We start from the raw sequence: 22,376 nt of genomic DNA, 5'->3' as shown, positions 1-22,376 counted from the left end.
AAAACTAATTAGCAAGTGGGGAATGCGCGAGTGGCATACAAAGGCCTTCAGAGTTTTATCAGAAAATTGGAAACAAGCGGGGAGCTTAAAATCATTGAAGCTCCCGTATCGCCGGAATTAGAAATTACGGAAATTACCGACCGTGTTTCCAAGGCCAACGGCCCGGCTTTGCTTTTCCGGGAGGTAAACGGCTCACGATATCCCGTTCTGATGAACGCAATGGGAAGCTACAAGCGGATGAGCATGGCTCTGGGTGCGGAAAAGCTGGACGATATTGCGGACGATATCCAGAAGTATCTGGATATCGCCGATAACCTGTCCGTTTTGGGGCTGTTAAGAAGTGTTCCCCGTTTGCTCCGTCTCTTAAGCGTATTTCCTCGAAAAAGCCTGTTGCGGGGAGAATGCCAGCAGGTTGTGGAAAAATTCGTGGATTTATCCTCCCTGCCCGTACTGAAATGCTGGCCGCAGGACGCGGGGCCGTTTATCACCCTGCCCCTTGTCTTTACCCGCGACCGGAAAACCAAACGGCAAAATTGCGGAATGTACCGGCTTCAAGTCCTTGACAGCACCACCACCGCCATGCACTGGCACAAACATAAGGACGGCTCCGAAATCTACCGCGGCTACGCGGAGCAGAACCTGAAGATGCCCGTTTCGGTGGCTCTGGGGTGCGACCCCGCGGTTACCTACGCGGCTACCGCGCCGCTGCCGAAAATGCTGGATGAAATGATGCTGGCTGGCTGGCTGCGCAAATCCGGAGTAAAAATGGTCAAATGCGTTACGAATAACATATACGTTCCCGCGGACGCCGAATTTGTGCTGGAGGGTTATGTCGATCCCACGGAGGAACCCGTTCTGGAGGGACCGTTCGGCGACCATACCGGGTACTATTCCCTTGCGGACTATTATCCGAAGTTCCATGTGACCTGCATCACCCATAAACGGGAAGCCGTCTATCCCGCCACGGTTGTCGGGAAACCGCCGATGGAGGACTGCTACATGGCAAAGGCGACGGAACGTATTTTTCTGCCGCTGCTGCGGATGCAGATTCCGGAGCTGGTGGATCTGAACCTGCCGCTGGAAGGGGTCTTTCATAACTGCGCCATTGTTTCGATTAAAAACAAATACCCCGGCTGTGCGCGCAAAGTGATGAACGCCATCTGGGGCATGGGGCAGATGATGTACACCAAGCTGATCGTCACGGTGGACGAATCGGTGGACGTGCAGGACCTTGCCGCCGTGCGGGACGCGGTGCTCAAAAATGTCAACGGGACTCAGAGCCTGCTTTTTTCGGAGGGCCCGCTGGACGCACTGGACCATTCCTCCAACCGGCCGCTTTTTGGGTGCCGGCTGGGCATTGACGCTGCCAGCCTTACTAGGGGATTTAATGAAGAAGTGACGAATACCTTTAAAATCCTGCGCATCCGCAAGGACCGCGCATGGAAGGGCAGGGAGCTAGTCGAAAATTACCTGTGGAACCACCCGGACAAATTTGTGATCGTGGTGGATGAGGAAGTGGATTCCAGAGACCTTTCCACCGTCATGTGGAAGGTGTTTAACAATATAGACGCAAAAAGAGACATTGCAGTCATCGATTTTAAAATCGGTGTGGACGCAACAAAAAAATGGAAGCAGGAGGGCCTGACCCGGGAGTGGCCGGATGACATTGTCATGACGGGCGCCATGAAGCGGCAGGTCGACAAAAGGTGGAACGAATATGGCATTGACTAAATTGATTGAAAAGATTCGATCATACGGAAAACTGGTAATGTTTTCGCATACGATTTTTTCCTTCAGCTTCGCGCTGGTCTCCATGGTGCTGGCTGCAAACGGCCTTCCGAGCATTTCTACGGTTTTCTGGATTGTGGTCTGTTTTCTGGGCGCGCGTACCGGCGCGAATGCAATCAACCGCGTAATCGACGCAAAGATCGACGCAAAGAATCCCCGTACGGCCGGCCGCCAAATTCCCAAAGGAGAAATGAAAACGGGCGAGGTGGTCGTATTTACGGCCGTTTGCTTCCTCGTGATGCTTTACGGAGCGTATCGCCTGAACTGGGTCTGCTTTGCCCTGTCGCCGGTCGCTCTGTTTTTACTGATTATTTACTCGTACTGCAAGCGGTTTACCTTTCTGTGTCATCTGATTCTTGGCGTTACCTGTGCCTGTGCGCCGGTGGGCGCGTGGCTGGCCGTAACGGGAAAGCTGGAGCTGGTTCCGCTCTTTATGGGCGCCGCCAACACCCTGTGGGTCGCCGGATTCGATATTATCTACGGCTCTCAGGATTATGACTTTGACACAAAAAACGGGCTGCACTCCATTCCGGTCACGTTCGGTGTGAAGAATGCCCTGCGCATCGCCATGCTGTTTCATACCGTCACGCTGATTTGTTTGGTCATCATCGGGCTTCTTGTTCCGCAGTTCGGTTTTATTTATGATGTGGGCGTAGCGATCATTGCCGCTCTGTTTGTCACGGAGTACCGCATGGTCTCGCCGACGAATCTGACTAACGTTAATATTGCGTCCTACAGCGTAAACCAGCTTGTCAGCATTGTATTGCTGGTGTTCGGGCTATTGGATGCTTTTGTTTAGAAAGGCACAAAATGAAAAGAATCATAGTAGGAATTACAGGGGCGAGCGGCAGCGCGTATTTTCTGCGCGTGATGGAAACGCTGGCGCAGCAGGAGTTGGAAATCCATGTGATTGCCTCCGAGCAGGGCCGGAAGGTGCTGACGTACGAAACCGGGGTGATTCTGGAGGAACAGACTCAGCTCTGGAACAAAAGCAAAGCCGATATTATTCTCGAGGATAACGAAAACCTGTTTTCCCCGGTTGCCAGCGGTTCCTACCGCTGCGATGCCATGGCGGTTCTGCCGTGCTCCATGTCCACTGTGGCTGAAATCGCCTGCGGCATTACCAAAACGCTTTTGACCCGTGCGGCTGACGTTATGATAAAAGAACGGCGAAAGCTGGTGCTGGTTCCAAGGGAAACGCCGCTGTCCACATTGCATCTCAGAAGGATGACCGAACTTTCAGAACTCGGCGTAACGATTTTACCGGCTATGCCGGGGTTTTACGGGCATCCGCAGACGCTGGACGAAATCCTCGGCTTTGTCGCGGGGAAAGTGCTGGACAGTCTGGAAATCGAAAATAATTGTTATCAAAGGTGGGAAGGAAACCATGAAAAATAAAATAATAGCAGTTTTTGTTCTTCTAATAATGGTTTTGGCGACAGGGTGCGCCCCTCAGAGTGCTGTGAGCAGCGCCGCGGGCAGCTCCTCGGGCAATCCCGAAAAACCGGTGATCCGCATCGGGATGATGTCGTCTTCTGATGTGATTCCTTATGTTCTTATCAATGAAAACAAGCTTGCCGACAAATACGGTTTCCAGCTTGATCTGGAGGTGTTCACCTCCGCAAAGGACAGGGACGCCGCTTTGCAGGCAGGGGAACTGGACGGCGTGCTGACCGACCTGATCGGCGTGTGCATGTACCAGAACGCCGGGCTGGATGTGAAAATTACCGGTATTACCGACGGGGATTACATCCTTGTCGCGGGCAAAGACACGGGCATTAAAAATATTAATCAGATTAAAGGGAAAAGCATTGCGATTTCTGAAAAAACGCTGATTGAATATACGCTGGAAGATATTTTAAGCAATAATAACATGACCGGCAATGATGTGGTGAAAGAGATTGTGCCGAAGATTCCGGATCGTCTTGAACTGCTGCGCAACAACAAGATCGACCTCGGGCTTTTGCCGGAGCCTTTTGCCACCCTCGCACTGAACGACGGCGCCGTCCGTCTGGGCAGCGCCAATCAGTTCGGTCTGTACCCGGCGGTTTCCGCGTTTTCCAAGACCGCGCTGGACAGCAAGTCCGCCGCGATTCACAATCTTTACAAAGCCTATAACGAAGCCGTGGACTATATGAATCATACTGATATCCGCAAGTATGAGAAAACCGTAATCAAGGCCGTAGGCTACCCGGAAGAAATGATCGGGAAAATCACGGTGAAACCCTTCCGCACCAGCAAGCTTCCCCAAAAACAGGAGGTCGAGGCCGCCGTTCAGTGGGCAAGCAAAAAGGGTCTGTGTAAACCAACGCTGCAGTATGACCAGATGGTGTACGACGTTTATTCCGGATCGTAACAGCAGAATTTCATGGAGAAAAAGATGCTTGTAATAGAGAATTTATCGGTCAGCTACAGAACGAAAAAAGGAAGAGTGCCGGTTATTGACGGGCTTTCCCTGCAAATGGAACAGGGGGAAGTCCTTGCCGTGCTCGGGCCTTCCGGATGCGGTAAGTCAACGCTAATCAACGTTCTGGCGGGAATGCTCCCAATCGACAGCGGCAGCGCGGATTTCGTCACAGAAAACGGGCGGCAGCCGCTGAACCCGAAAACGCATAAAATCGGAGTGATCCCCCAAAACTGTGGGCTGCTGCCGTGGAAAACCGTCAGGGACAACTGCCTCCTTCCGCTGAAACTGCGCAGAGAACCGATAACCGAAGAGCGGGAACGGGAGATAAGCGATATTTATGAGGCTCTGGACGTTTCACAGCTGCTGCAAAGGTACCCCGCGCAGCTGAGCGGCGGACAGGTTCAGCGCGCCGCGCTTGCAAGGGCATTCGTTTTTCATCCGGATTTGTTGTTGATGGATGAACCTTTCTCCGCTTTGGACGCCATTACCCGTCAGGATGCCCGGGAACTTTTTCTGCGCATATGGAACCGGAACCGGCCCACCACGGTTCTGGTGACCCACAGCATTGAAGAAGCGCTGTATCTGGGGAATACGGTTGTGGTTATGGGGACTTCTCACGGTGAAATTCAGTATCGGATGAAGAATCCCTACTTCGGGAACTCAAACCCGGAATCTGTAGATTACCTTGCGGCTAAACGAACCTTACATGAGAAATTAAAGCCGGACGATGAAAGGCGGGGCTGGATTGAACAGACTGCTGAATAAATGCCTGATCTTTTTGCAGGGATTTCTTCTTTTAAACATCATTTGGTATCTGGCATTTGCGATCATGAGAACGACCGTGATTCCAAGTCCGATTACGATTTATCAGAATTTCGGAACTGTTTTCGCAAGTCAAATTTTTATCCATATTCTATTTAGTTTAAAAAGAATCGGAGCCGGCCTGGCGCTTTCGCTCGCGGTAGGGGTTCCCGTTGGAATCTTAATGGCGTATTCGGAAAATGCCAATAAGATCCTGTATCCTCTTATCTATTTCAGTTATCCCATCCCAAAGACCGCGCTTCTGCCGGTTGCCATGATGCTTTGGGGTATGCGGGACGGTTCCAAGGTCGCCATTATTTTTCTTATTGTCGTATTTCAGGTGATTGTTTCCGCAAGGGACAGCGTGCGCAATATTGACCCTTCGGTATATCTTGTAACGGTAAGCGCCGGGGCAAGTCGTGCGCAGATTATCCGCCATATCACCCTTCCCGCCATTTTGCCGGAATTGCTCACCAGCGTCCGGGTTTCGCTTGGAACCGCGGTGTCCATCCTGTTCTTTGTGGAGGGTTACGGAACGAAGTACGGTATGGGATATTATATTTTGGACGCGTGGTCAAGAATTGACTATATTGATATGTATATTGGAATTGTTGTGATTTCCATTGTGGGTTTTGCATTGTTTGTTGCTATCGATTTGCTTTCCGGTCTGCTGTGCCGGTGGAGCACGCCGCTCAAATGACAAACGTGGTTTTCCTCATCTGCACAGCGGTTTAAGAAACGGAACCAACGACGTGAAAACAGGGGCTGCCTTTTCGGGCAGCCCCTGTTTTGCATAGTTTCTATTATTCAGGTAAACATATTGAAAATAAATTCTTAAAGGAAGTTCAACATGGGAATTGTGAATATGAATAATAAAAATCAAACTTGCATTGATGAATGTAACAAATGCGCACAGGCGTGTCTTGAATGTATGAAAATGTGTCTTGAAGAACCTGATGTAGCAAATAGAAAGAAGTGTATTGCCAAACTAAACGAGTGTATCTCTATTTGCCATGAATCCGCAAAATTTATGATTATGGATTCTTGCCATGCTACAAATTTATGTAAACTTTGCGGAACTATCTGCGACGAATGTGCTCAAGAATGTGGAGCGTTTAAAGACGATCATTGTGCTAAATGTGCTGCACAATGCAAAAAATGTGCGCAAGAATGTCAGTCGATGCAATAGGCGGGATAACCCGCCGTACATATATTTGAGCTCCCTCCTGTATAGCCCTTGCGGGCGTATATGGATCGAATTAGCGATATGGTTAATTCTGCTGCGACGGACTGCTCAAAAGAAAAAGCAGAATCGGCCTCCGTATTCTACTCACAGACAATGTACGCCTCATTTTTTGGAGCATATTATAATATCGTTAATTGATTTAAAGGAGCTAACGGAGATGAATCAGAGCTCAACCATTAATTTTGAAAAATGCAAAGTAATGATAGATATATTCGCAACCTTCCGAAAACTTTGGACGCAACATGTCATGTGGACCCGTTCCTTTATTATTAGCACCGCAGCGAATTTGGGAGATCTTCAGGCAGTCACAGCTCGCCTGCTGCGCAATCCGATGGACTTTGCAAATGTGCTCGGACCAATTTATGGGGAGGACAAGGCGAAACGATTCAGCGACTTACTGACACAGCATCTTATGATAGCCGCTCAGCTGGTCAATGCTGCAAAGGCGGGAAATACTGAAACGGTTAATGAGGAACGCAAAAAATGGTATTCGAATGCAGATGAAATCGCCGATTTTCTGGCTGGCCTTAACCCTTATTGGTCAAAAGCTCGATGGACTCTTATGTTACATGACCATCTAAAGATAACGGAAGAAGAAGCAGTTGAAAGATTATCTGGCCAATATGCAAAAGATGTGGCACTATACGACGCAATTGAAGATCAGGCTTTGATGATGGCTGATTATATGGCTGATGGAATCTTGAAACAGTTTTCGCGCTAATAGATTTTTTTATGGAGTCGCTGCGTTTCGCGGCGGCTTTTGTATTTCGGTCAGTGTTTTTGTTCCTGTACCTCTGCCCAATCCCACATAAAGAGAATAGCGGAAAAAAGGTGAATCCAGACAAAATAAGAGCGCGGTTTAACCGCGCTCTCAATTAACGATGAAAGAACTGTGGAAAAACACTAAATTACTCTGTCTACTCTGGGGTAGCATATCAAATTCAGCAAGATGCTGATTAGGCATAAAATAGCGCCGCTGGTTATTAATCAGCGGCGCCGGCAATTTGTTTACTCGATAACGCTATTTAATCCTACGGAACTTGAAAGACGCTGCATCTGCATTTTCAGAACTGCGTTGGAACCTGATTTAAGAATTACCGATTTAAAGTTCAGTTCTTTATAAAGTTCCAAGCATCCTTTTAGCATTTGTTGCATTTCGACTGGCGATACCGAAAGCTTCGTACAATCTAAAACCAGTTTAAAATTGGAGGGAACAATCCCTGACACTGCCTTGTTAAAATCTTTTAAATAAGCTTGCGCATCATTTGAAGTAAATAGACCCTCAACAATGATATCGATGGTTTGGCTGCCCGTTGTAATCTTATAATTTCCCATAAAACTCCTCTTTTCCCTTTTTAGTTACTCGGAGATTATAACATAACATTTGGCAGTTTATTTTCTATAAAAAAGCAAATAAAAAACTGATTTTCCTTGATTTAGAAATTGTTCTATACGGCAATTCCGGCGGATCTTTCACCGTGGAAATTGGCGTACATATTGATGTGCGAGTGTTCATAACGACAAACTCGGGAACCCGAATATACTTTTGCAATTGACTTGACATATGTATCTTAATGTTATATCATAAAGATATATAAAAGAAACGGAGATATGCACTCATGAAGGAAAATACAGGAAAATCCAAATATGTAGTACTGGGAATGCTGGCGCGTATGCCGCAAACAGGCTATACAATAAAAAAATGGATCGAGCAAGAATATAGTCATTTCTGGCAGGAAAGTTTCGGTCAGATATACCCTACTCTCAAAAAACTGGTTGCCGAGGGTCTTGCCGTCAGTTCCGACGATACCGAAACTGGCAATGGCCGCGGGCAGATCGTATACAGCATAACTGACGCCGGCAGGAAAGAGCTTTCGGATTGGCTGCGTGAGGAGCCTGAGATTGAGAAACTCAGATATGAAATACTTCTCAAGGTTTCCTTCGGCGAAAATACTGAGCCAGAGGTACTGCTCGGGCATCTGGACAATTTTATCAGAAGAAATGAAAAGCTGGTCAAGGACATGAATGGTTATATCGAGCTTTTTGACCAACTCAAAGAGCAGGACACAGACTGCACCTATAGCCAGCTAACTGCGCTCTGCGGTGTTTATATCTATTCTGCAATGAAAGATTGGGCTGTCGAGGCAAAAAAAATAATTTCAGAAAAAGGAACTGATTTGTAATGAGACAGAGGGTTCGTAAAGGTCTATTGGCTTTTTCCGCGCTGATGTTCCCGATAACATTTTTCTTTTTATCGCCTATGGTGATCATTTTGTCTGCGGAAAAAGGGATGCTGAATGGAAGCGCAGTGATTTTTGGGCTGCTCCTGCTGTTTTCAATCGTCGGCAGCCGTCTGTTCTGCGGCTGGCTTTGTCCAGGCGGCGCGGTACAGGACTATGTTTCCAGTGCCAACAATCGCAGTTGGAACAGTAAAGGAAAAAACCTCTCTAAATACATTATCTGGGCGGTTTGGTTTTCGTTCATTGTATTTCTATGGGTACATAACGGGCCACTCAAAGGAGATTTCCTGTATTTAGTGAACATTGATATGCAGTATATTATCATTTATGCAATTGTTATGACTGTAATCTACTTGTTCACGCTTTTGACCGGCAAACGCGGAATGTGCCACAGTCTCTGCTGGATGGCTCCATTCATGGTTATCGGCGAAAAGCTTGCAGATCTGCTTCACATCCCGAGATTCAGGCTGAAAGCAAAACCTGACGACTGCGTTTCCTGTGGAAAATGCAGCGGGAACTGTCCTATGGGTCTGAGCATATCTGATATGGTTAAATCAGGAAACATGGATTCTGTTGAATGTATAAACTGTCTCGAATGCGTCGATGGATGCCCCAAGAAAGCAATTGGTTTTGGAATATGCCGGAAACGGCAGTAATTACAAGTATAATAACATTAAGGAGAATGGTTATGGGCACTTTAGTTGTATATTTTTCATTTGACGGCAACACAAAATTCATTGCGGAAAAGATTGCTGAAACAATAAACGCAGATATTATCGAATTAAAATCGAGCAAGAAATACCCGACGGAGGGATTTTCGAAGTACTTTTGGGGAGGAAAGAGCGTAATTTTTGGTGAAAAGCCGAAACTGATAAACGACAGTATTGATTTCAATCGGTATGAAACAGTATTTATCGGAACGCCAGTCTGGGCAGGATCATATACGCCGCCAATAAAGAGTTTTATCAGGCAATACAAGCTTCAAGGCAAACGGATAGCACTGTTTGCCTGCCACGGAGGAAACGGAGCCGAAAAGTGCTTTGCAAAGTTGAAGGCAGCGCTTCCGGGGAATAAGTTCATCGGTGAGATGGCTTTTTTAGAACCCAAGAAAAATTCTGAGGAAAGTTCCAACAAAGCTGTCAAATGGGCAGATGGTCTCCGGACTATCTAATCGGACGAATTTAACCACTGCATAACTGTGGCCAGCCATTTTCTACAGAAAATGACTGGCGTTTTTATCCTATATATTTGATAATCACATTTCTGGTTCTTTTCATACCAGAATAATAATTATCAATCGGACACACAAATAAAACCAGTTGATAAATAATCAGCTGGTTTTTGTCGTCATGACCACTCGAGGGTCATTCGTAGTGGTGCCGGTGGCCGGACTCGGGTGTTGGCACGCTGTACCCGCGTTCCGCGATTCCCTGCGTTTATCTTGGAAAGATTCGAACTTTTTATGGTTCTCCCAACCTGTACCGCGGTTTGAGAAATGGAGCTATCAACGCGAAAACAGGGACTACCCATTGGGTAGTCCCTGTTTTGGTGCCGGTGGCGGACTCGGGTGTTGGCACGCTGTACCCGCGTTCCGCGATTCCCTGCGTTTATCTTGGAAAGATTCGAACCTTTTGTGGTTCTCCCAACCTGTACCGCGGTTTGAGGAATGGAGCCATCAACGCGAAAACAGGGACTACCCATCGGGTAGTCCCTGTTTTGGTGCCGGTGGCCGGACTCGAACCGGCACGGTATCGCTACCGGTGGATTTTGAGTCCACTACGTCTGCCAATTCCATCACACCGGCATGAACAACGAGTTATATTATATAATAAACTGAGAAAAAAATCAACATAAACCTGCAGGAAAGTCGAATAAAATAAAAACAGAGCGCACCCCGAAAATCCGGTTTGCGCCCTGTATTCTGTTTCTGGAGGGGTTATACTTCGAACATGGTGATGCAGTGCCTTGGGCAGACACCAACGCAATCACCGCAGCCAACACATTTGGCCGGGTCTACGGCAGCCAGGGAGTTTACAACGTGAACGGCGTCATGCTGACAGGTTTTTTCACATTTCATACAGCCAATACAGCCGACTTTACAGACTTTGTTTGTCTGAGCACCCTTGTCGCAGTTACTGCAGCGAACGACGGCCTGCTTTGTTGCGGGGACAAATGTAATCAGGTGTTTCGGACAGGCTTTGATGCACATGGAACAGCCTCTGCATTTGATCGGATCGATTTTTGCCACGCCGTTGCAGACGCTGATGGCATCGTACTGGCAGGCTCTCACGCAATCCCCCAGTCCCATACAGCCGTACTGGCAGCTTGCAACGCCGCCGGCGACAATCGCCGCACCGGCACAGGTCGCGATTCCTTCGTACTCTACCTTGTCGGTTGTGTTGTCGTAGCTTCCAAGGCAATGAACCAGAGCAACCTTCGCTTCGACATCGCCCGTGTCACAGCCAAGGTACTCGGAAATGGTTTTGGCGACCGCTGCGCCGCCCACCGGGCAGAGCCCGGGCTTTGCTTCGCCGGAGGACAGCGCCTTCGCGTATCCGTCGCAGCCGGAAAATCCGCAGGCACCGCAGTTGGCACCCGGAAGCATCTCACGGATTGCTTCCGCCTTTTCGTCCTTGGGAACTGCCATAACAATGGATGCGATTGCAAGGATGAGGCCCGATAAGAGGCCGATACCGGCCACAATCAGAACCGGAGTCAATATTTCATTCATATCTGCATCTCCTAACCCAGCATGCCGTCAACAAGGCCCTGAAAGCCGAGAAACGACACGGCTGTCAGAGACGCGGCAACCAGTGTGATCGGCAAACCCTGAAGGGATTTTGGAATATCGTTGTTTTCAATTCTCTCACGCACTCCCGCGAAAATGACCATGGCGACCAGGAAGCCGATACCGGAACCAAATGCGTTTACAAGGGATTGAATAAAGCCGAAAGTCGGATCGGACTGGCCTTTTTCAATTACCAGCATCGTCACGCCGAGCACAGCGCAGTTCGTGGTAATAAGCGGAAGATAGATTCCCAGCGCATTGTAGAGAGAAGGAATGTATTTTTTGAGTACTGTCTCAATGAACTGGACAAGTGCCGCAATAATCAGAATAAACACGATTGTCTGCAAATAAGCAAGATTCATCGGAACCAGCACAAAGGTGTAAATCGGCCATGTTACGGCCGTAGAGATGACCATAACAACGGTTACCGCGATACTCATTCCGGTTGCGGTGTCCAGTTTTTTGGAAACGCCCAGAAAAGGGCAGATGCCTAAAAATTTGTTCAGAATATAGTTTTCGGTCAGTATGGCAGCCAAAAAGATGGCGACTAATCCTTTTATCACTTCTTAGCACACTCCTTTTCTTTTTCACTCATCATGGAGCAGCTCCCGCAGAGTGGACAGTTCTGGCAGCCCAGCTCGGCCGGTTCGGCGCCTTTTTCAGTTGCCAGCTTGTTCGCTAAAGCAATCATCATGCCAAATACGAAGAAGCCTCCCGGAGGGAGTAAAAAGATGATAATGGGGGATACAAATCCGGCAGTGATCGGCAAGCCGAAAACGGTTCCGGCACCCAGCAGCTCGCGGATGATGCCCATCACCAGCAGTGTGGCGGTAAACCCTACACCCATGCCCAGCGCGTCCAGAATGGACGGAAGAACCTTATTTTTGTTGGCGAACATCTCGGCTCTGCCCAGAATGATGCAGTTTACAACGATCAGGGGAAGGTAAATTCCCAGAGCCGCTTTCAGACTGGGGGAATACGCTTCAATCAGCATCTGTACAATGGTAACGAAACCTGCAATCAAAGTGATATAGCAGGGGATACGAACCTTGTCCGGAATTACCTTGCGCAGCAGAGAGATGACCGTATTGGAACCCACCAGAACAAAAGTAGTGGCAAGGCCCATACCAATTGCGTTGCTGGCAGAGGTGCTCAGCGCCAGTGTGGCACAGGTGCCAAGGACAAGGCGCAGAACGGGATTTTCTTTAATAATGCCTTTACTGAATTCCTGCCATGGAGTTTTTGCCATCTCATTTGCCCCCCTTTACTTTTTGATATTCTTTAACCGCGTCATTGACACAGGTAGTGACGGCCTTACTGGTAATCGTGGCGCCCGTCATTGCCTCAATCTGCGTGTCGGAGGCAGTGCCCGATTTGATGACCTCAAATCCGTTTTCCGGTGCTGCTTTCTTGTACTGATCGCGGAAGCTTTCCTTCTGCGCGTTTAGCCCCAGACCCGGGGTGTCGCTGATCGTCAAAAGGACAACGCCGGTGATTTTGCCTTCCTTGTCAATTCCGGTCATCACCTTTAGATCGCCGCCGTAGCTCTTTGTCTTGGTAGTGAATACATATCCGGCAAGCTCGCTACCATTTTTACCGACAGCGTAGGTGCCGTCCTCAGAGTCTTCAAAATTCTTTGCGGAGGGAAGCACAAGCTGGCGGGATTCGGATTCCGACTGCTTGTTGATCTCCACAATCTTATCGCGTGTCATCAGATTGGTTGCTGCCAGCAGTACCGAGGTAACAAGGCAGATGATAAACAGCGTGATGGTAGGGATGAGTACTTCTTTTGAATCAATTTTCATTTTTAACACGCTCCTTTCCAAATGCCAGCGGGCGTGTCAAACGCTCAATGTGCGGCACCAAAAGATTCATTAAGATAATGGAGAAGGATACGCCTTCCGGAAGCTGACCGAACAGACGGATCAGCATCGTGATAACGCCCGCACCAACAGCGAAGACGATTTTGCCCTTCAGATTGATGGGGGAGGTTGCGTAGTCGGTCGCCATGAAAATGGCGCCCAGCAGCAGACCGCCGGCCAGAATGTCAAACAGAACATTTCTGCCCGCAATCAGGGAAATCACAGCTACTGTGCCGACATAGCTCAGAGGAATGGCCGGGCTGATGACCTTGCGGACCACCAGATAAATTCCGCCCAAAATCAGCGCGATGGCGCAGGTTTCACCGAGGCATCCGGCGCGGACGCCGACAAACATGTTCAGCAGGGTCGGCATTGTGCCGCTGGAGCCTTCCTTTAGGATACCGAGCGGGGAAGCGGTAGTGACGGCGTCGGTTTGATGCAGATAATAAAACGGGGTGTTCCAGCTGCTCATCGGGGCAGGGAACGAGGACATCATAATGATGCGCGCGGTCAGAGCCGGGTTTACGAAATTCTGTCCGATTCCGCCGAACATCTGCTTTACTACAACGATGGCGGCAATTCCGCCGAAAATAACAATGAACGGGCTGACGCCCACCGGAACATTAAATGCAATCAGAATGCCTGTCACGACGGCGCTCAGGTCGCCGATGGTGTTTTCACGCTTCATGACTTTCCTGCAGACGTATTCACTGAGCACGCAGGAAGCAACGGAGCAGACGATCAGCACCAGTGCCTTGAATCCGAAAATAATCACGGAAGCAATGGCCGCCGGGGTCAGCGCAAGGATGACGTCCAGCATGATTTTGCGGGTTGTAACCCCGCTTCTGATATGAGGAGAGGATGATACAATCAATTTATCTGCCATTATTTTTTACCTCCTGCTTTTACCAATCCCTTGCCGAGCCGGATTGCCTGAACAAGAGGTCTGCCCGCGGGGCAGTTAAACGAGCAGGTGCCGCATTCCATGCAGTCCATTACGTCATACTCCTGAAGCTTTTCAACATCCTTGGCATTGGAATATTTTTCAAGCTGAGTCGGGATCAGATTCATCGGGCAGCCTTCCACACAGCGGCCGCAGCGGATGCAGGCGGTCGGCTCAAGCAGTCTGGCTTCCTTTTCGCCAAACGCGAGGATGCCGTTGTTCTGTTTGAGAACCGGAAGCTCATCGCTGGCAAGGGCAAGTCCCATCATTGGGCCGCCCATCAGAATCTTTTTCGGCTCCGACTGGTATCCGCCGCAGAATTCAATAATGTCCGCAATCTTTGTGCCGATTGGAACAATGACGTTCTGCGGGTTGCGGATGGCGGAACCGTCGATGGTAACCCGCTTTGTGACAAGCGGCATTCCTGTTTTCAGGTATTTTGCGATAAACGCGACAGAGGTGATGTTCATCACAAGGCAGCCTACGTCGGCCGGAAGTTTTCCCATCGGAATTTCACGGTCCGTACAGGCTTTGATTAGAACTTTTTCAGCGCCCTGCGGGTAGCGTGCATGCAAAGGAAGTATGCGAACGCGGTCTTCAGGGTCATTGGTTTTACTGTCTGCAATTTTCTTCAGAATTTCAATTACGTCGGGTTTGTTGTCCTCAACGGCAATTATGACTCGTTCCAGCTTCAGCAGGTCGAGTACAGCGTAAATTCCCGAAAATACATCCCAGGAATTCTCAATTGCTTCGCGGTTGTCCGCGGTTATGTACGGTTCGCATTCCGCGGCGTTGACAATCATCGTGTCCAGCTTTTTGTCCTTCGGGACATTCAGCTTTACATGAGCCGGAAAGCCCGCGCCGCCAAGGCCCACCAGTCCGGATTCCCGGATCGCTTTGATAAAGTCTTCCAGTGCTTCTGCCACCGGCGGCTTTACGTCCGGAGAAACAGTCATTTCACCGTCGGAATCAATCACGATTGCATCGGTGTACTGTCCTCCGGGCAGCATGATTTTTTTGATTGCGCTGACTTTACCCGAAACGCTTGCGTGAATCGGGGCACTGATAAACGCGCTGCTGTCCGCAATTTTTTGTCCCACAAGAACGGTTTCGCCTATTTTGACAAGGGGAGTGCAGGGAGCGCCCACATGCTGCTGCATGGGAAGCACCACCTGTGCCGGAGGCGACATCACGGCTGACTCAGTCTGTGCCGTGTTTTTGTTGTGGGGAACGTCCGCTCCGCCATGCGTTTTAAATGGCTTGGTCGGAAATACTAATTCCATGTTTTTGTCCTCCATTACTTACTCAATCTGCTATCAATACCTTCTGGCTTTGATATCTATAAAACAAGCCCGCAGAGTTTGTCCGCAGGCGTGCTGTACGTAAAGTTGCAGTAACCGGGATTTTACTAAGAAGAAGGGTGATAATTTCTTATTTTACATCATCGTTAGTCATAGTATATTGCTTTTCAACAATATTAAATGAATTTTTTAGATTATTTGTTATAAATACCTGATTGTTTGTATCAATAAATATTCCCCCGGCGTTATATTCTTGTAAAAGAGCAGTTCCCTTTTCCGTTCCCAATACAAAGCACGCAGTGGAAAGCGCATCGCTCAGCGCACCGTTGTCGCAGACCACCGTAACGGAAATCAGACCGTTGTTTTCGGGGTAACCCGTTTTCGGGTTCAGCAAATGATGGTAGGTAATGCCGTCCTTCGTAAAAAACTTTTCATAGGTACCGGAAGTGGAAACAAAACCGGAGGTCAGGTCAATTGTCCCCATGGAAGCACTCTGCGTTTCCGAGCTGCGCGGGTCGCGCACGGCGACGTGCCAGGGGGATTGATCCTGCTTAACGCCAAATACACCCACGCTGCCGCCCACGGCAATGATCCCGCAATCCGCGCCGGCCTGCCGGTAAGCTGCAACCGCTTCGTCGCAGGCGGCGCCCTTTCCAATGGCACCCAGATCAACCGCGGTGTAGTGCAGCTTTAACGATGCAGTGGAATCTTTTGCATTGACTCTTAATTGATTATAATCCACATATTTTAGATACTTGTCTATTTCTGCCTTTGACGGAACATGCTGATTGCTTCCTTCAAAATCCCAAAGGGAAGTAATCGGTAAAATCGTGGGATCAAAAGCTCCGCCGGATTTTTGCGCGACATCAAGGCTTTTCTGAAGCACGGAAATTGTTCTTGCGTCAAGACTGACCCAGTCGGAACCGGAGGACTGATTCAGTTTATCAATATCGGAATCTGTGATTCTCCAGGAAATCAGATCTTCCAGTTCTCCTATTTTTTTTGCCGCCGCGGCGGCCGCGGTTTCCCCATTTTTTCCGTAGACTGTCTGCTGGACATAGGTGTCCATTGCAAAGTTCGTGCATTCATAGCTTTTTGTGCGCTGCCCAAATCTGATCCAGAGGAAAGCAAGGCAAATAATGATGGCAGCCAGCAAAGCACTGAGCATTAAAACGATTTTTTTGTGTTTATTCATTTTTTCCTCCATAAAATAACTGTCTAGCATTATATCACGATTCGGGGTTAATTCAAGCTGTATTTAAAATGGAAGCCGTCTGCCGGCCCAAATGCCGGAAAACTGGCTTCCACTTATTTCGAATTTTGTCATCGTGGGATCGGAAAATCAAACAAACCGGAAGGATCATTCAGGTCCCCAAGCATTTGAAGGCTGCTGTCAAAAATCACAAACTGGCTCCTGCCGCAGCGTTTGGCCTCGTAAAGGGCGGCGTCGGCCTTTTTGTATAAATCCGCATAGGTCATGCCGTCTTTCGGATAGACTGCGATTCCAATACTGCCGGAAACGGAATAATTTTTGGAGCTGTTAACAAAAGTTTGCTGAAGGCTTTGGTGAATGGCTGTGGCTTTATCAACAATCAGCGACAGATTATTCAGGCTTTTCAGCAGTACCATAAATTCGTCTCCGCCCACACGCCCCACCACGTCGGAGGTACGGAACAGTTTTTTCAGCTTGTTGCCGATTTCCGCCAGAACGGCGTCGCCGAACATATGGCCAAGGTTATCATTAATATCCTTGAAATGGTCGATGTCGATGATATACAGCGCGCAAAGCTCGCTGCCGACCAGCGCCTGCTCTATGTATGCTTTTGTGGCGGATTTGTTCAGCAGCCCCGTCAGCCCGTCCCGCTGGGCGCTCTGCACCAGCTTTTGCGTGGCTTCTTTCTGGCAGGTGATATCGCTGATTCTCCCGATTGCCCGAACGGGTTCTCCGTTTTCATTAAAAATGGTAGTAATCTTGATGCTGTACCAGAGGTAGGAACCGTTTTGGTCTTTCAGTCTGCATTCGCCTTCCGCGCTGTGCGCTCCGCTGCTGACACTGACAAACATGGAGCGGAATATGCTGAGGTCGTCCGGATGGATGATGTCGCTTTTCAGTATGCTTTCCGGGAAATTCGCGATGACGTTCCGGCTGCCTGTTTGACTGCTGCCGAACATATACAGGCTGCTGGTGCTGTTGGATATCGTACTGTTGAGGATATCATATTCGAAGATCATGCTGTCCGACTGGTCCAGCACAATCTGATAACGTTCATTGCTGATTTCCAGCTCCTGAATAACCGCACGCTGGTCGGTAATGTCTGTCAGCAGACAGTAAAGCTCCGGCTCCGTACCGCTTTCGGCCATTAATTGCCCCTTGTCAAGAACCCAGATCAGAGAGCCGTCTTTCCGGAGCAGACGGTACTGAACGTCTATGACTCTGCCGGTTTGGAGCTGAGCGTCAATACTGCGGCGGATGCCCTCGCGGTCGGGTTCATAGATCATGCGGATAAACTGGCCGCGGAACTGCCGCTCAATTTCTTCCAACGTATATCCGGTCAGCTGCAGAAAGCCGACGCTGCAGTATACAATCGTGAGGGTACTGTCGTATTTGCAGTGCTGCACACAGCCGGGTATATTGGCGGTCAGCGCTTTCAGCTCCTGAATTCCTTTCTTTACATCGGAATTTTTCCGGCGCAGCAGAATGACCGCGTAAACCCCAAGCAGAAGGAAGGTTGCTGCGGTGCCAAGCACAGGAATCCCGCAGAGCAAAAGAATATGCCTGAATTTCAAAAGCATTGCATCGGCGGGAAATACTGCCGCCAGATACCAGTCTGTTCCGGCAACAGGGGTAAAATAAAGATAACGCAAGGATGTTTTGTCCCTGCATTCCACGGTACCGTTTTCCGAACGGTTAATGATGCCTCGGATGCGGTCGATGCTGTCCCGATTGGCTTGATTCATGCTCAGTAAAGAGGAAAAAAGGTTTTCGTCCGTGTTGTTAAACGGCGTGTCCGACTGAAGGATGACGCTGCCGTTCCGGTCGATGAGCAAACGGAACCCCGCACCGCCGTATACGGGTGAATTCAAGGCGCTCCGCATCGAACCGATATCCGAAATTCCCATGATTACACCGGTTATAGAACGGTTTCGGTAAATCGGGACGGAAAAAAGCAAACTCTTTTTTCCATAGAAAGTGAAGGAGCAGGAATCACAAACGACGTTCTTCCCATTCAGGGATTTTTTAAAGAAATCGTATTCCGCTATATTGCTTTTTTCGCCGCTGTCCAAAGTGCAGTCCCCGTTCCTGTCTGCAACGGCGGTCCGTACGAAGGCGCCGCTTTTAGCGAAGGAACTTAGCGCTTCCGCCGCGCTTTGGTCGTTTAACACCTCTCTGCTGCCGGCAAAGGCGGCCAAAGAGGTCAGGACAGAAAACTGTCCGTCAAATTTTCCTGCCAGAGCCGTAGCATTCTGCTGTTCCCTTTCTTTAATTTCCTGATCCATATCAGTTCGGATATCCTTTTTCAGCCAAAAGGAGAAAACAGTAAAAGAGGTGGTCAGAACAGAGCAGGAAATCATTAGAATCAAAACGGTTCTCAGCTTTGGACCGATTTTCACATGCTCACGTCCTTTCCGCTCCGGATATTGAAAGCAGCGGCTGTTCATAAATAAAATATACACTATTTCAATTCTGCGCACAACGATTTATTTCATAAAAATAATTATCATAAAATACTAATATTACAATATTCTTTTTCCATTTTTATGCGGATACCAAAGGGATTATGCTGAAAGCCTGTCCGGTATCCCCCGGCGGCAGAATAAAGACAGCAATGTATTCCTAATAGAAAACAGATACATAAAACCAATATGAAATTTGGACAATTTTGTGTCTTATTACAAATTTGAATAAAAATACTTTTTACTTTCACACAGTATGCTATACTATAAAGAATTCAGGAATTCATCAGAATACAGCAGGGAAATCCTGCTGATTCAAATGCCATTATCTCTTAAAACAGGGATGATTTCCCTATCAAATCGGAGGAAAAAATGTCGGTTCAAAAAGTAAGGGATTATTTAAAGAAATACGGCATGGAAGACCGGCTGCGCGAATTTTCGGTTTCCAGCGCAACGGTGGAACTGGCCGCACAGGCGCTGAACGTAGAGGAAGCGCGTATAGCCAAGTCAATCTCTTTCCACAGTGACGGCGGGTGCGTGATCGTTGTTGCGGCAGGAGACGCCAAGGTGGATAACGCGAAATTCAAGGCTGAATTCCAGACAAAGGCCAAAATGCTTGCTCCCGATGAAGTGGAAATACTGACCGGGTACCGTGTGGGGGGCGTCTGTCCCTTTGGAAATCCGCCCTGTGCCAAAGTCTACTGCGACCAGTCGCTGAAGCGGTTCGCCACAATCTATCCGGCGGGCGGCAGCGCCAGCTCCTGTGTGGAACTGAGCTGCGACGAGCTGTTCAAGGTATCGGAAAGTGTAAAATGGGTCGATGTCTGCAAAAACTGGCAGGATTCGCAAGAAAAAGGATAAGGGTTGGAAATCATGAGAATGCGCAATAAACCGTGGGCCGCGCCGGAACTGGACGCGTGCGATTTTTTTGTCCGCGATCCCGCACAGTATATTGGTAAATGGCACAGCTTTTTTCAGAGGCAGCAGCCCATCCATCTGGAGCTTGGCTGTGGAAAGGGGCTTTTTATCGCCGGGCTTGCTCCGGAAAATCCGCAGATTAATTATATGGGCATTGATCTGAAAGATACCGTGCTCGGTCCGGCAAAACGATATATCGAACAGGCGTTTCAAGAGAAAAACGCAAAGCCCGACAACGTCGTGCTGATCGCACAGGATATTGAGCGGATTCTGACGGTGATGAATGCGGACGATACGGTGGAAAGAATCTACATTAATTTCTGCAATCCGTGGCCGAAGGCCAAGCACCACAAACGGCGTCTGACCTATCCCCGCCAGTTGGAAAACTACAGGCAGATTCTGACGAAAAACGGGGAGATCCACTTCAAAACGGACGACGACGCCCTTTTTGACGACTCGCTGGTGTATTTTGAAGAAAGCGGGTTCGAGATCCTGTCAATCACCTATGACCTTCACGCCGGCGGGCAGCAGGGGAATGTGTTGACGGAGCATGAGAAAATGTTTCTGGAAAAAGGGATTAAAATCAAGGCGCTTGTCGCGCGGAAGACGGATCTTTAAGTTAATTTTATTTATTTTTGCAATATGCATTGACAAATTATTCAATGTTTAATATAATTCCTATATGTTTAGTAATGTATTTGAGGGGGTGCCGGTTTGAGCGAGGCTATTATCGAAATTCAATCGCTGAGCAAGACCTTCCGCACAAAGGACTCTGAGGTGCGCGCGTTAAACAATATTAATCTGACGATTGAAAAAGGCGATATTTATGGCATTATCGGTATGAGCGGCGCCGGTAAGAGTACGTTGGTGCGATGTATCAATATGCTGGAAAAGCCCACGGAAGGAACCGTGCTGTTTGACGGGCACGATCTTTCCAGCCTGAGCAGCAAGGATTTGCGCAAGGTGCGGCGTTCCATGGGAATGATTTTCCAGCAGTTCAATCTTTTGATGCAGCGTACGGCGGAACAGAATATTTGTTTCCCGTTGGAACTTGCGGGTGTGGATAAGACTTCTGCAAGGAAAAGAGCCAAAGAACTTCTGGAGCTTGTCGGGTTGACCGACAGGGCGCAGGCTTACCCTGCGCAGCTTTCCGGCGGTCAGAAACAGCGTGTGGCCATTGCCCGCGCACTCGCGACGAATCCAAAGGTGCTTTTATGCGACGAAGCCACCAGCGCACTCGACCCGACCACCACGACGTCCATATTGGCTTTGCTGAAAGATATCAACCGCCGTATGGGCATTACGATTGTGATTATTACGCACCAGATGAGCGTAATAGAAGAAATCTGCAATCGCGTCGCGATTATTGACAACAGTCAGATCGCCGAATTCGGCGCAGTGGAGGATATTTTCCACCGGCCCCAGACGGCGGCGGCGCAAAAGCTGGTTTATCCGGAGGGGAAGCTTTCCGATAAAATGATAAGCAAGCGATGTATGCGGATTGTGTTTGACGGGAATTCTTCTTTTGAACCGATCATTGCGAATATGGTTCTCGACTGCAAGGCTCCCGTGAACATTATGTACGCAGACACCAAAGACATAGACGGTAAGGCATTTGGCCAAATGGTGGTTCAACTGCCGCAGGATGAGGCTCTGGCGCAGAAAATGTTTGCCTATGTACGCGCGAAAGGTCTGTCCGCAGAGGAGGTGAACGGTTATGTGGGATGAGTCAACGCTGAGCATGTTGGTGCAGGGTATTGGTGAAACCCTGTATATGGTACTGGCGTCTACACTGTTCGCCTATCTGATCGGATTGCCCGTGGGAATCCTGCTGTTCACCAGCGCAAAGGACGGGATCCGCCCGCACGCTTCCGTATATAAGGTACTGGATGTAATCGTCAATCTGACCCGTTCCATCCCGTTCCTGATTTTGATGATTGCTATCTTCCCGTTTACCAGGCTGGTGGCGGGGACTGCAATCGGCGCCACAGCGACGATTGTTCCGCTGACGTTGTCGGCGGCGCCCTTTATCGCAAGGCTGGTAGAGTCTTCACTGAAGGAAATCGACATCGGCGTGATCGAAGCCGCTCAGTCCATGGGCGCGTCCGACTTCCAGATTATCTGGAAGGTTCTGATTCCGGAATCAAAGCCGTCCCTGATTGTTGGCTGTGCCATTGCGGTCACAACCATTCTGGGGTATTCCGCCATGGCCGGCGTTGTCGGCGGCGGCGGACTGGGCACCATTGCCATCAACTACGGGCTTTACCGCTGGCAGGGCGAGATGATGCTGATCGCTACGGTTCTGCTGGTCGTCATTGTGCAGGTGCTTCAGGGCATCGGCATGAAAGCCGCCGGGCTGAGCGATAAAAGGAAGAAATAATTTTACTATTTAAATTTGGGGGTTTAT

At 48.9% G+C, this 22,376-nt stretch carries 24 protein-coding genes and 1 tRNA gene; 15 read left to right on the top strand and 10 right to left on the bottom strand.

The annotated features are described in order from the left end of the window. Positions 1-30 precede the first annotated feature (30 nt). The 8 genes from J5W02_RS13525 to J5W02_RS13490 all read left to right on the top strand — a co-directional run bounded on the left by J5W02_RS13525 (position 31) and on the right by J5W02_RS13490 (position 6,963). A complete protein-coding gene (locus tag J5W02_RS13525) occupies positions 31-1,731 on the top strand; it encodes a menaquinone biosynthesis decarboxylase (RefSeq protein WP_219966238.1) in 1,701 nt (566 codons plus the stop codon). After that, positions 1,718-2,587 (top strand): UbiA-like polyprenyltransferase, encoded by an 870-nt coding sequence (locus tag J5W02_RS13520; RefSeq protein WP_219966237.1) that lies wholly within the window; start codon positions 1,718-1,720, stop codon positions 2,585-2,587. Before J5W02_RS13525 ends, J5W02_RS13520 begins: the two co-directional genes overlap by 14 nt. 11 nt (positions 2,588-2,598) lie before the next feature. Beyond that, complete coding sequence (locus J5W02_RS13515) at positions 2,599-3,186, top strand: UbiX family flavin prenyltransferase (RefSeq protein WP_219966236.1); 588 nt, start codon at positions 2,599-2,601, stop codon at positions 3,184-3,186. Next, positions 3,176-4,144 (top strand): ABC transporter substrate-binding protein, encoded by a 969-nt coding sequence (locus J5W02_RS13510; RefSeq protein WP_219966235.1) that lies wholly within the window; start codon positions 3,176-3,178, stop codon positions 4,142-4,144. The genes J5W02_RS13515 and J5W02_RS13510 overlap by 11 nt, the downstream gene beginning before the upstream one ends. Positions 4,145-4,168: 24 nt before the next feature. Then, positions 4,169-4,960: an ABC transporter ATP-binding protein gene (locus J5W02_RS13505; RefSeq protein ID WP_219966234.1), complete on the top strand. Its 792-nt coding sequence runs from the start codon at positions 4,169-4,171 to the stop codon at positions 4,958-4,960. Further along, on the top strand, positions 4,941-5,696 hold the full coding sequence (locus J5W02_RS13500) for an ABC transporter permease (RefSeq protein WP_255575769.1): 756 nt from the start codon (positions 4,941-4,943) through the stop codon (positions 5,694-5,696). Before J5W02_RS13505 ends, J5W02_RS13500 begins: the two co-directional genes overlap by 20 nt. Positions 5,697-5,846: 150 nt before the next feature. Then, positions 5,847-6,185 carry a four-helix bundle copper-binding protein gene (locus tag J5W02_RS14915; protein ID WP_219966232.1) on the top strand — a complete coding sequence of 113 codons (339 nt, stop codon included), beginning with the start codon at positions 5,847-5,849 and terminating at the stop codon, positions 6,183-6,185. A gap of 214 nt (positions 6,186-6,399) precedes the next feature. Further along, complete coding sequence (locus J5W02_RS13490) at positions 6,400-6,963, top strand: acetylglutamate kinase (protein WP_255575768.1); 564 nt, start codon at positions 6,400-6,402, stop codon at positions 6,961-6,963. Positions 6,964-7,250: 287 nt separating this feature from the next. Here the strand turns inward: J5W02_RS13490 and J5W02_RS13485 are convergent, their stop codons facing one another. After that, entirely contained in the window at positions 7,251-7,577 is a 327-nt protein-coding gene (locus J5W02_RS13485) for a hypothetical protein (protein ID WP_219966231.1), read from the bottom strand. Between the two features lie 284 nt (positions 7,578-7,861). Between J5W02_RS13485 and J5W02_RS13480 the strand changes: the two genes are divergently transcribed. The 3 genes from J5W02_RS13480 to J5W02_RS13470 all read left to right on the top strand — a co-directional run bounded on the left by J5W02_RS13480 (position 7,862) and on the right by J5W02_RS13470 (position 9,653). Next, on the top strand, positions 7,862-8,425 hold the full coding sequence (locus J5W02_RS13480) for a PadR family transcriptional regulator (protein ID WP_219966230.1): 564 nt from the start codon (positions 7,862-7,864) through the stop codon (positions 8,423-8,425). A 77-nt stretch (positions 8,426-8,502) separates the two neighbouring features. Further along, positions 8,503-9,138 carry a 4Fe-4S binding protein gene (locus J5W02_RS13475; protein ID WP_219966229.1) on the top strand — a complete coding sequence of 212 codons (636 nt, stop codon included), beginning with the start codon at positions 8,503-8,505 and terminating at the stop codon, positions 9,136-9,138. A gap of 32 nt (positions 9,139-9,170) precedes the next feature. Next, positions 9,171-9,653, top strand: a complete 483-nt coding sequence (locus J5W02_RS13470; RefSeq protein WP_219966228.1) for a flavodoxin family protein — start codon at positions 9,171-9,173, stop codon at positions 9,651-9,653. A 546-nt stretch (positions 9,654-10,199) separates the two neighbouring features. Here J5W02_RS13470 and J5W02_RS13465 read toward each other — a convergent pair. The 9 genes from J5W02_RS13465 to J5W02_RS14845 form a co-directional block, all read right to left on the bottom strand. After that, positions 10,200-10,286 (bottom strand) — tRNA-Leu (locus tag J5W02_RS13465). Between the two features lie 132 nt (positions 10,287-10,418). After that, a complete protein-coding gene (locus J5W02_RS13460) occupies positions 10,419-11,213 on the bottom strand; it encodes an RnfABCDGE type electron transport complex subunit B (protein ID WP_219966227.1) in 795 nt (264 codons plus the stop codon). 11 nt (positions 11,214-11,224) lie between these two features. Beyond that, complete coding sequence (locus J5W02_RS13455; RefSeq protein WP_330659765.1) at positions 11,225-11,830, bottom strand: electron transport complex protein RnfA; 606 nt, start codon at positions 11,828-11,830, stop codon at positions 11,225-11,227. After that, positions 11,830-12,519 (bottom strand): electron transport complex subunit RsxE, encoded by a 690-nt coding sequence (gene rsxE / locus J5W02_RS13450; protein ID WP_219966225.1) that lies wholly within the window; start codon positions 12,517-12,519, stop codon positions 11,830-11,832. Before rsxE ends, J5W02_RS13455 begins: the two co-directional genes overlap by 1 nt. Before the next feature lies 1 nt (position 12,520). After that, the gene (locus J5W02_RS13445) at positions 12,521-13,075 is read right to left on the bottom strand and encodes an FMN-binding protein (protein WP_219966224.1); all 555 of its coding nucleotides are present in this window, start codon (positions 13,073-13,075) and stop codon (positions 12,521-12,523) included. Beyond that, the gene (locus J5W02_RS13440) at positions 13,065-14,018 is read right to left on the bottom strand and encodes an RnfABCDGE type electron transport complex subunit D (protein ID WP_219966223.1); all 954 of its coding nucleotides are present in this window, start codon (positions 14,016-14,018) and stop codon (positions 13,065-13,067) included. The genes J5W02_RS13445 and J5W02_RS13440 overlap by 11 nt, the downstream gene beginning before the upstream one ends. Next, positions 14,018-15,358 (bottom strand): electron transport complex subunit RsxC, encoded by a 1,341-nt coding sequence (rsxC, locus tag J5W02_RS13435; RefSeq protein ID WP_219966222.1) that lies wholly within the window; start codon positions 15,356-15,358, stop codon positions 14,018-14,020. The genes J5W02_RS13440 and rsxC overlap by 1 nt, the downstream gene beginning before the upstream one ends. A 148-nt stretch (positions 15,359-15,506) precedes the next feature. Continuing rightward, positions 15,507-16,571: an FAD:protein FMN transferase gene (locus tag J5W02_RS13430; protein ID WP_219966221.1), complete on the bottom strand. Its 1,065-nt coding sequence runs from the start codon at positions 16,569-16,571 to the stop codon at positions 15,507-15,509. 128 nt (positions 16,572-16,699) lie between these two features. Then, the gene (locus J5W02_RS14845; RefSeq protein WP_219966220.1) at positions 16,700-18,988 is read right to left on the bottom strand and encodes a diguanylate cyclase domain-containing protein; all 2,289 of its coding nucleotides are present in this window, start codon (positions 18,986-18,988) and stop codon (positions 16,700-16,702) included. A 435-nt stretch (positions 18,989-19,423) separates the two neighbouring features. Between J5W02_RS14845 and J5W02_RS13420 the strand changes: the two genes are divergently transcribed. The 4 genes from J5W02_RS13420 to J5W02_RS13405 all read left to right on the top strand — a co-directional run bounded on the left by J5W02_RS13420 (position 19,424) and on the right by J5W02_RS13405 (position 22,349). Then, positions 19,424-19,912, top strand: a complete 489-nt coding sequence (locus tag J5W02_RS13420; protein ID WP_219966219.1) for a YbaK/EbsC family protein — start codon at positions 19,424-19,426, stop codon at positions 19,910-19,912. Positions 19,913-19,924: 12 nt separating this feature from the next. Continuing rightward, positions 19,925-20,587, top strand: a complete 663-nt coding sequence (trmB, locus tag J5W02_RS13415) for a tRNA (guanosine(46)-N7)-methyltransferase TrmB (protein WP_219966218.1) — start codon at positions 19,925-19,927, stop codon at positions 20,585-20,587. A 96-nt stretch (positions 20,588-20,683) separates the two neighbouring features. After that, on the top strand, positions 20,684-21,697 hold the full coding sequence (locus J5W02_RS13410; RefSeq protein ID WP_219966217.1) for a methionine ABC transporter ATP-binding protein: 1,014 nt from the start codon (positions 20,684-20,686) through the stop codon (positions 21,695-21,697). Further along, positions 21,687-22,349, top strand: coding sequence for a methionine ABC transporter permease (locus J5W02_RS13405; protein WP_219966216.1), 663 nt, complete (start codon positions 21,687-21,689; stop codon positions 22,347-22,349). The genes J5W02_RS13410 and J5W02_RS13405 overlap by 11 nt, the downstream gene beginning before the upstream one ends. Positions 22,350-22,376: the final 27 nt, after the last annotated feature.

This window comes from Caproiciproducens faecalis (assembly GCF_019448085.1).
Lineage (GTDB): Bacteria > Bacillota > Clostridia > Oscillospirales > Acutalibacteraceae > Caproiciproducens > Caproiciproducens faecalis.
Note: the sequence above shows the minus strand (reverse complement) of the source record. Positions and strands in the feature narration are given on the sequence as shown.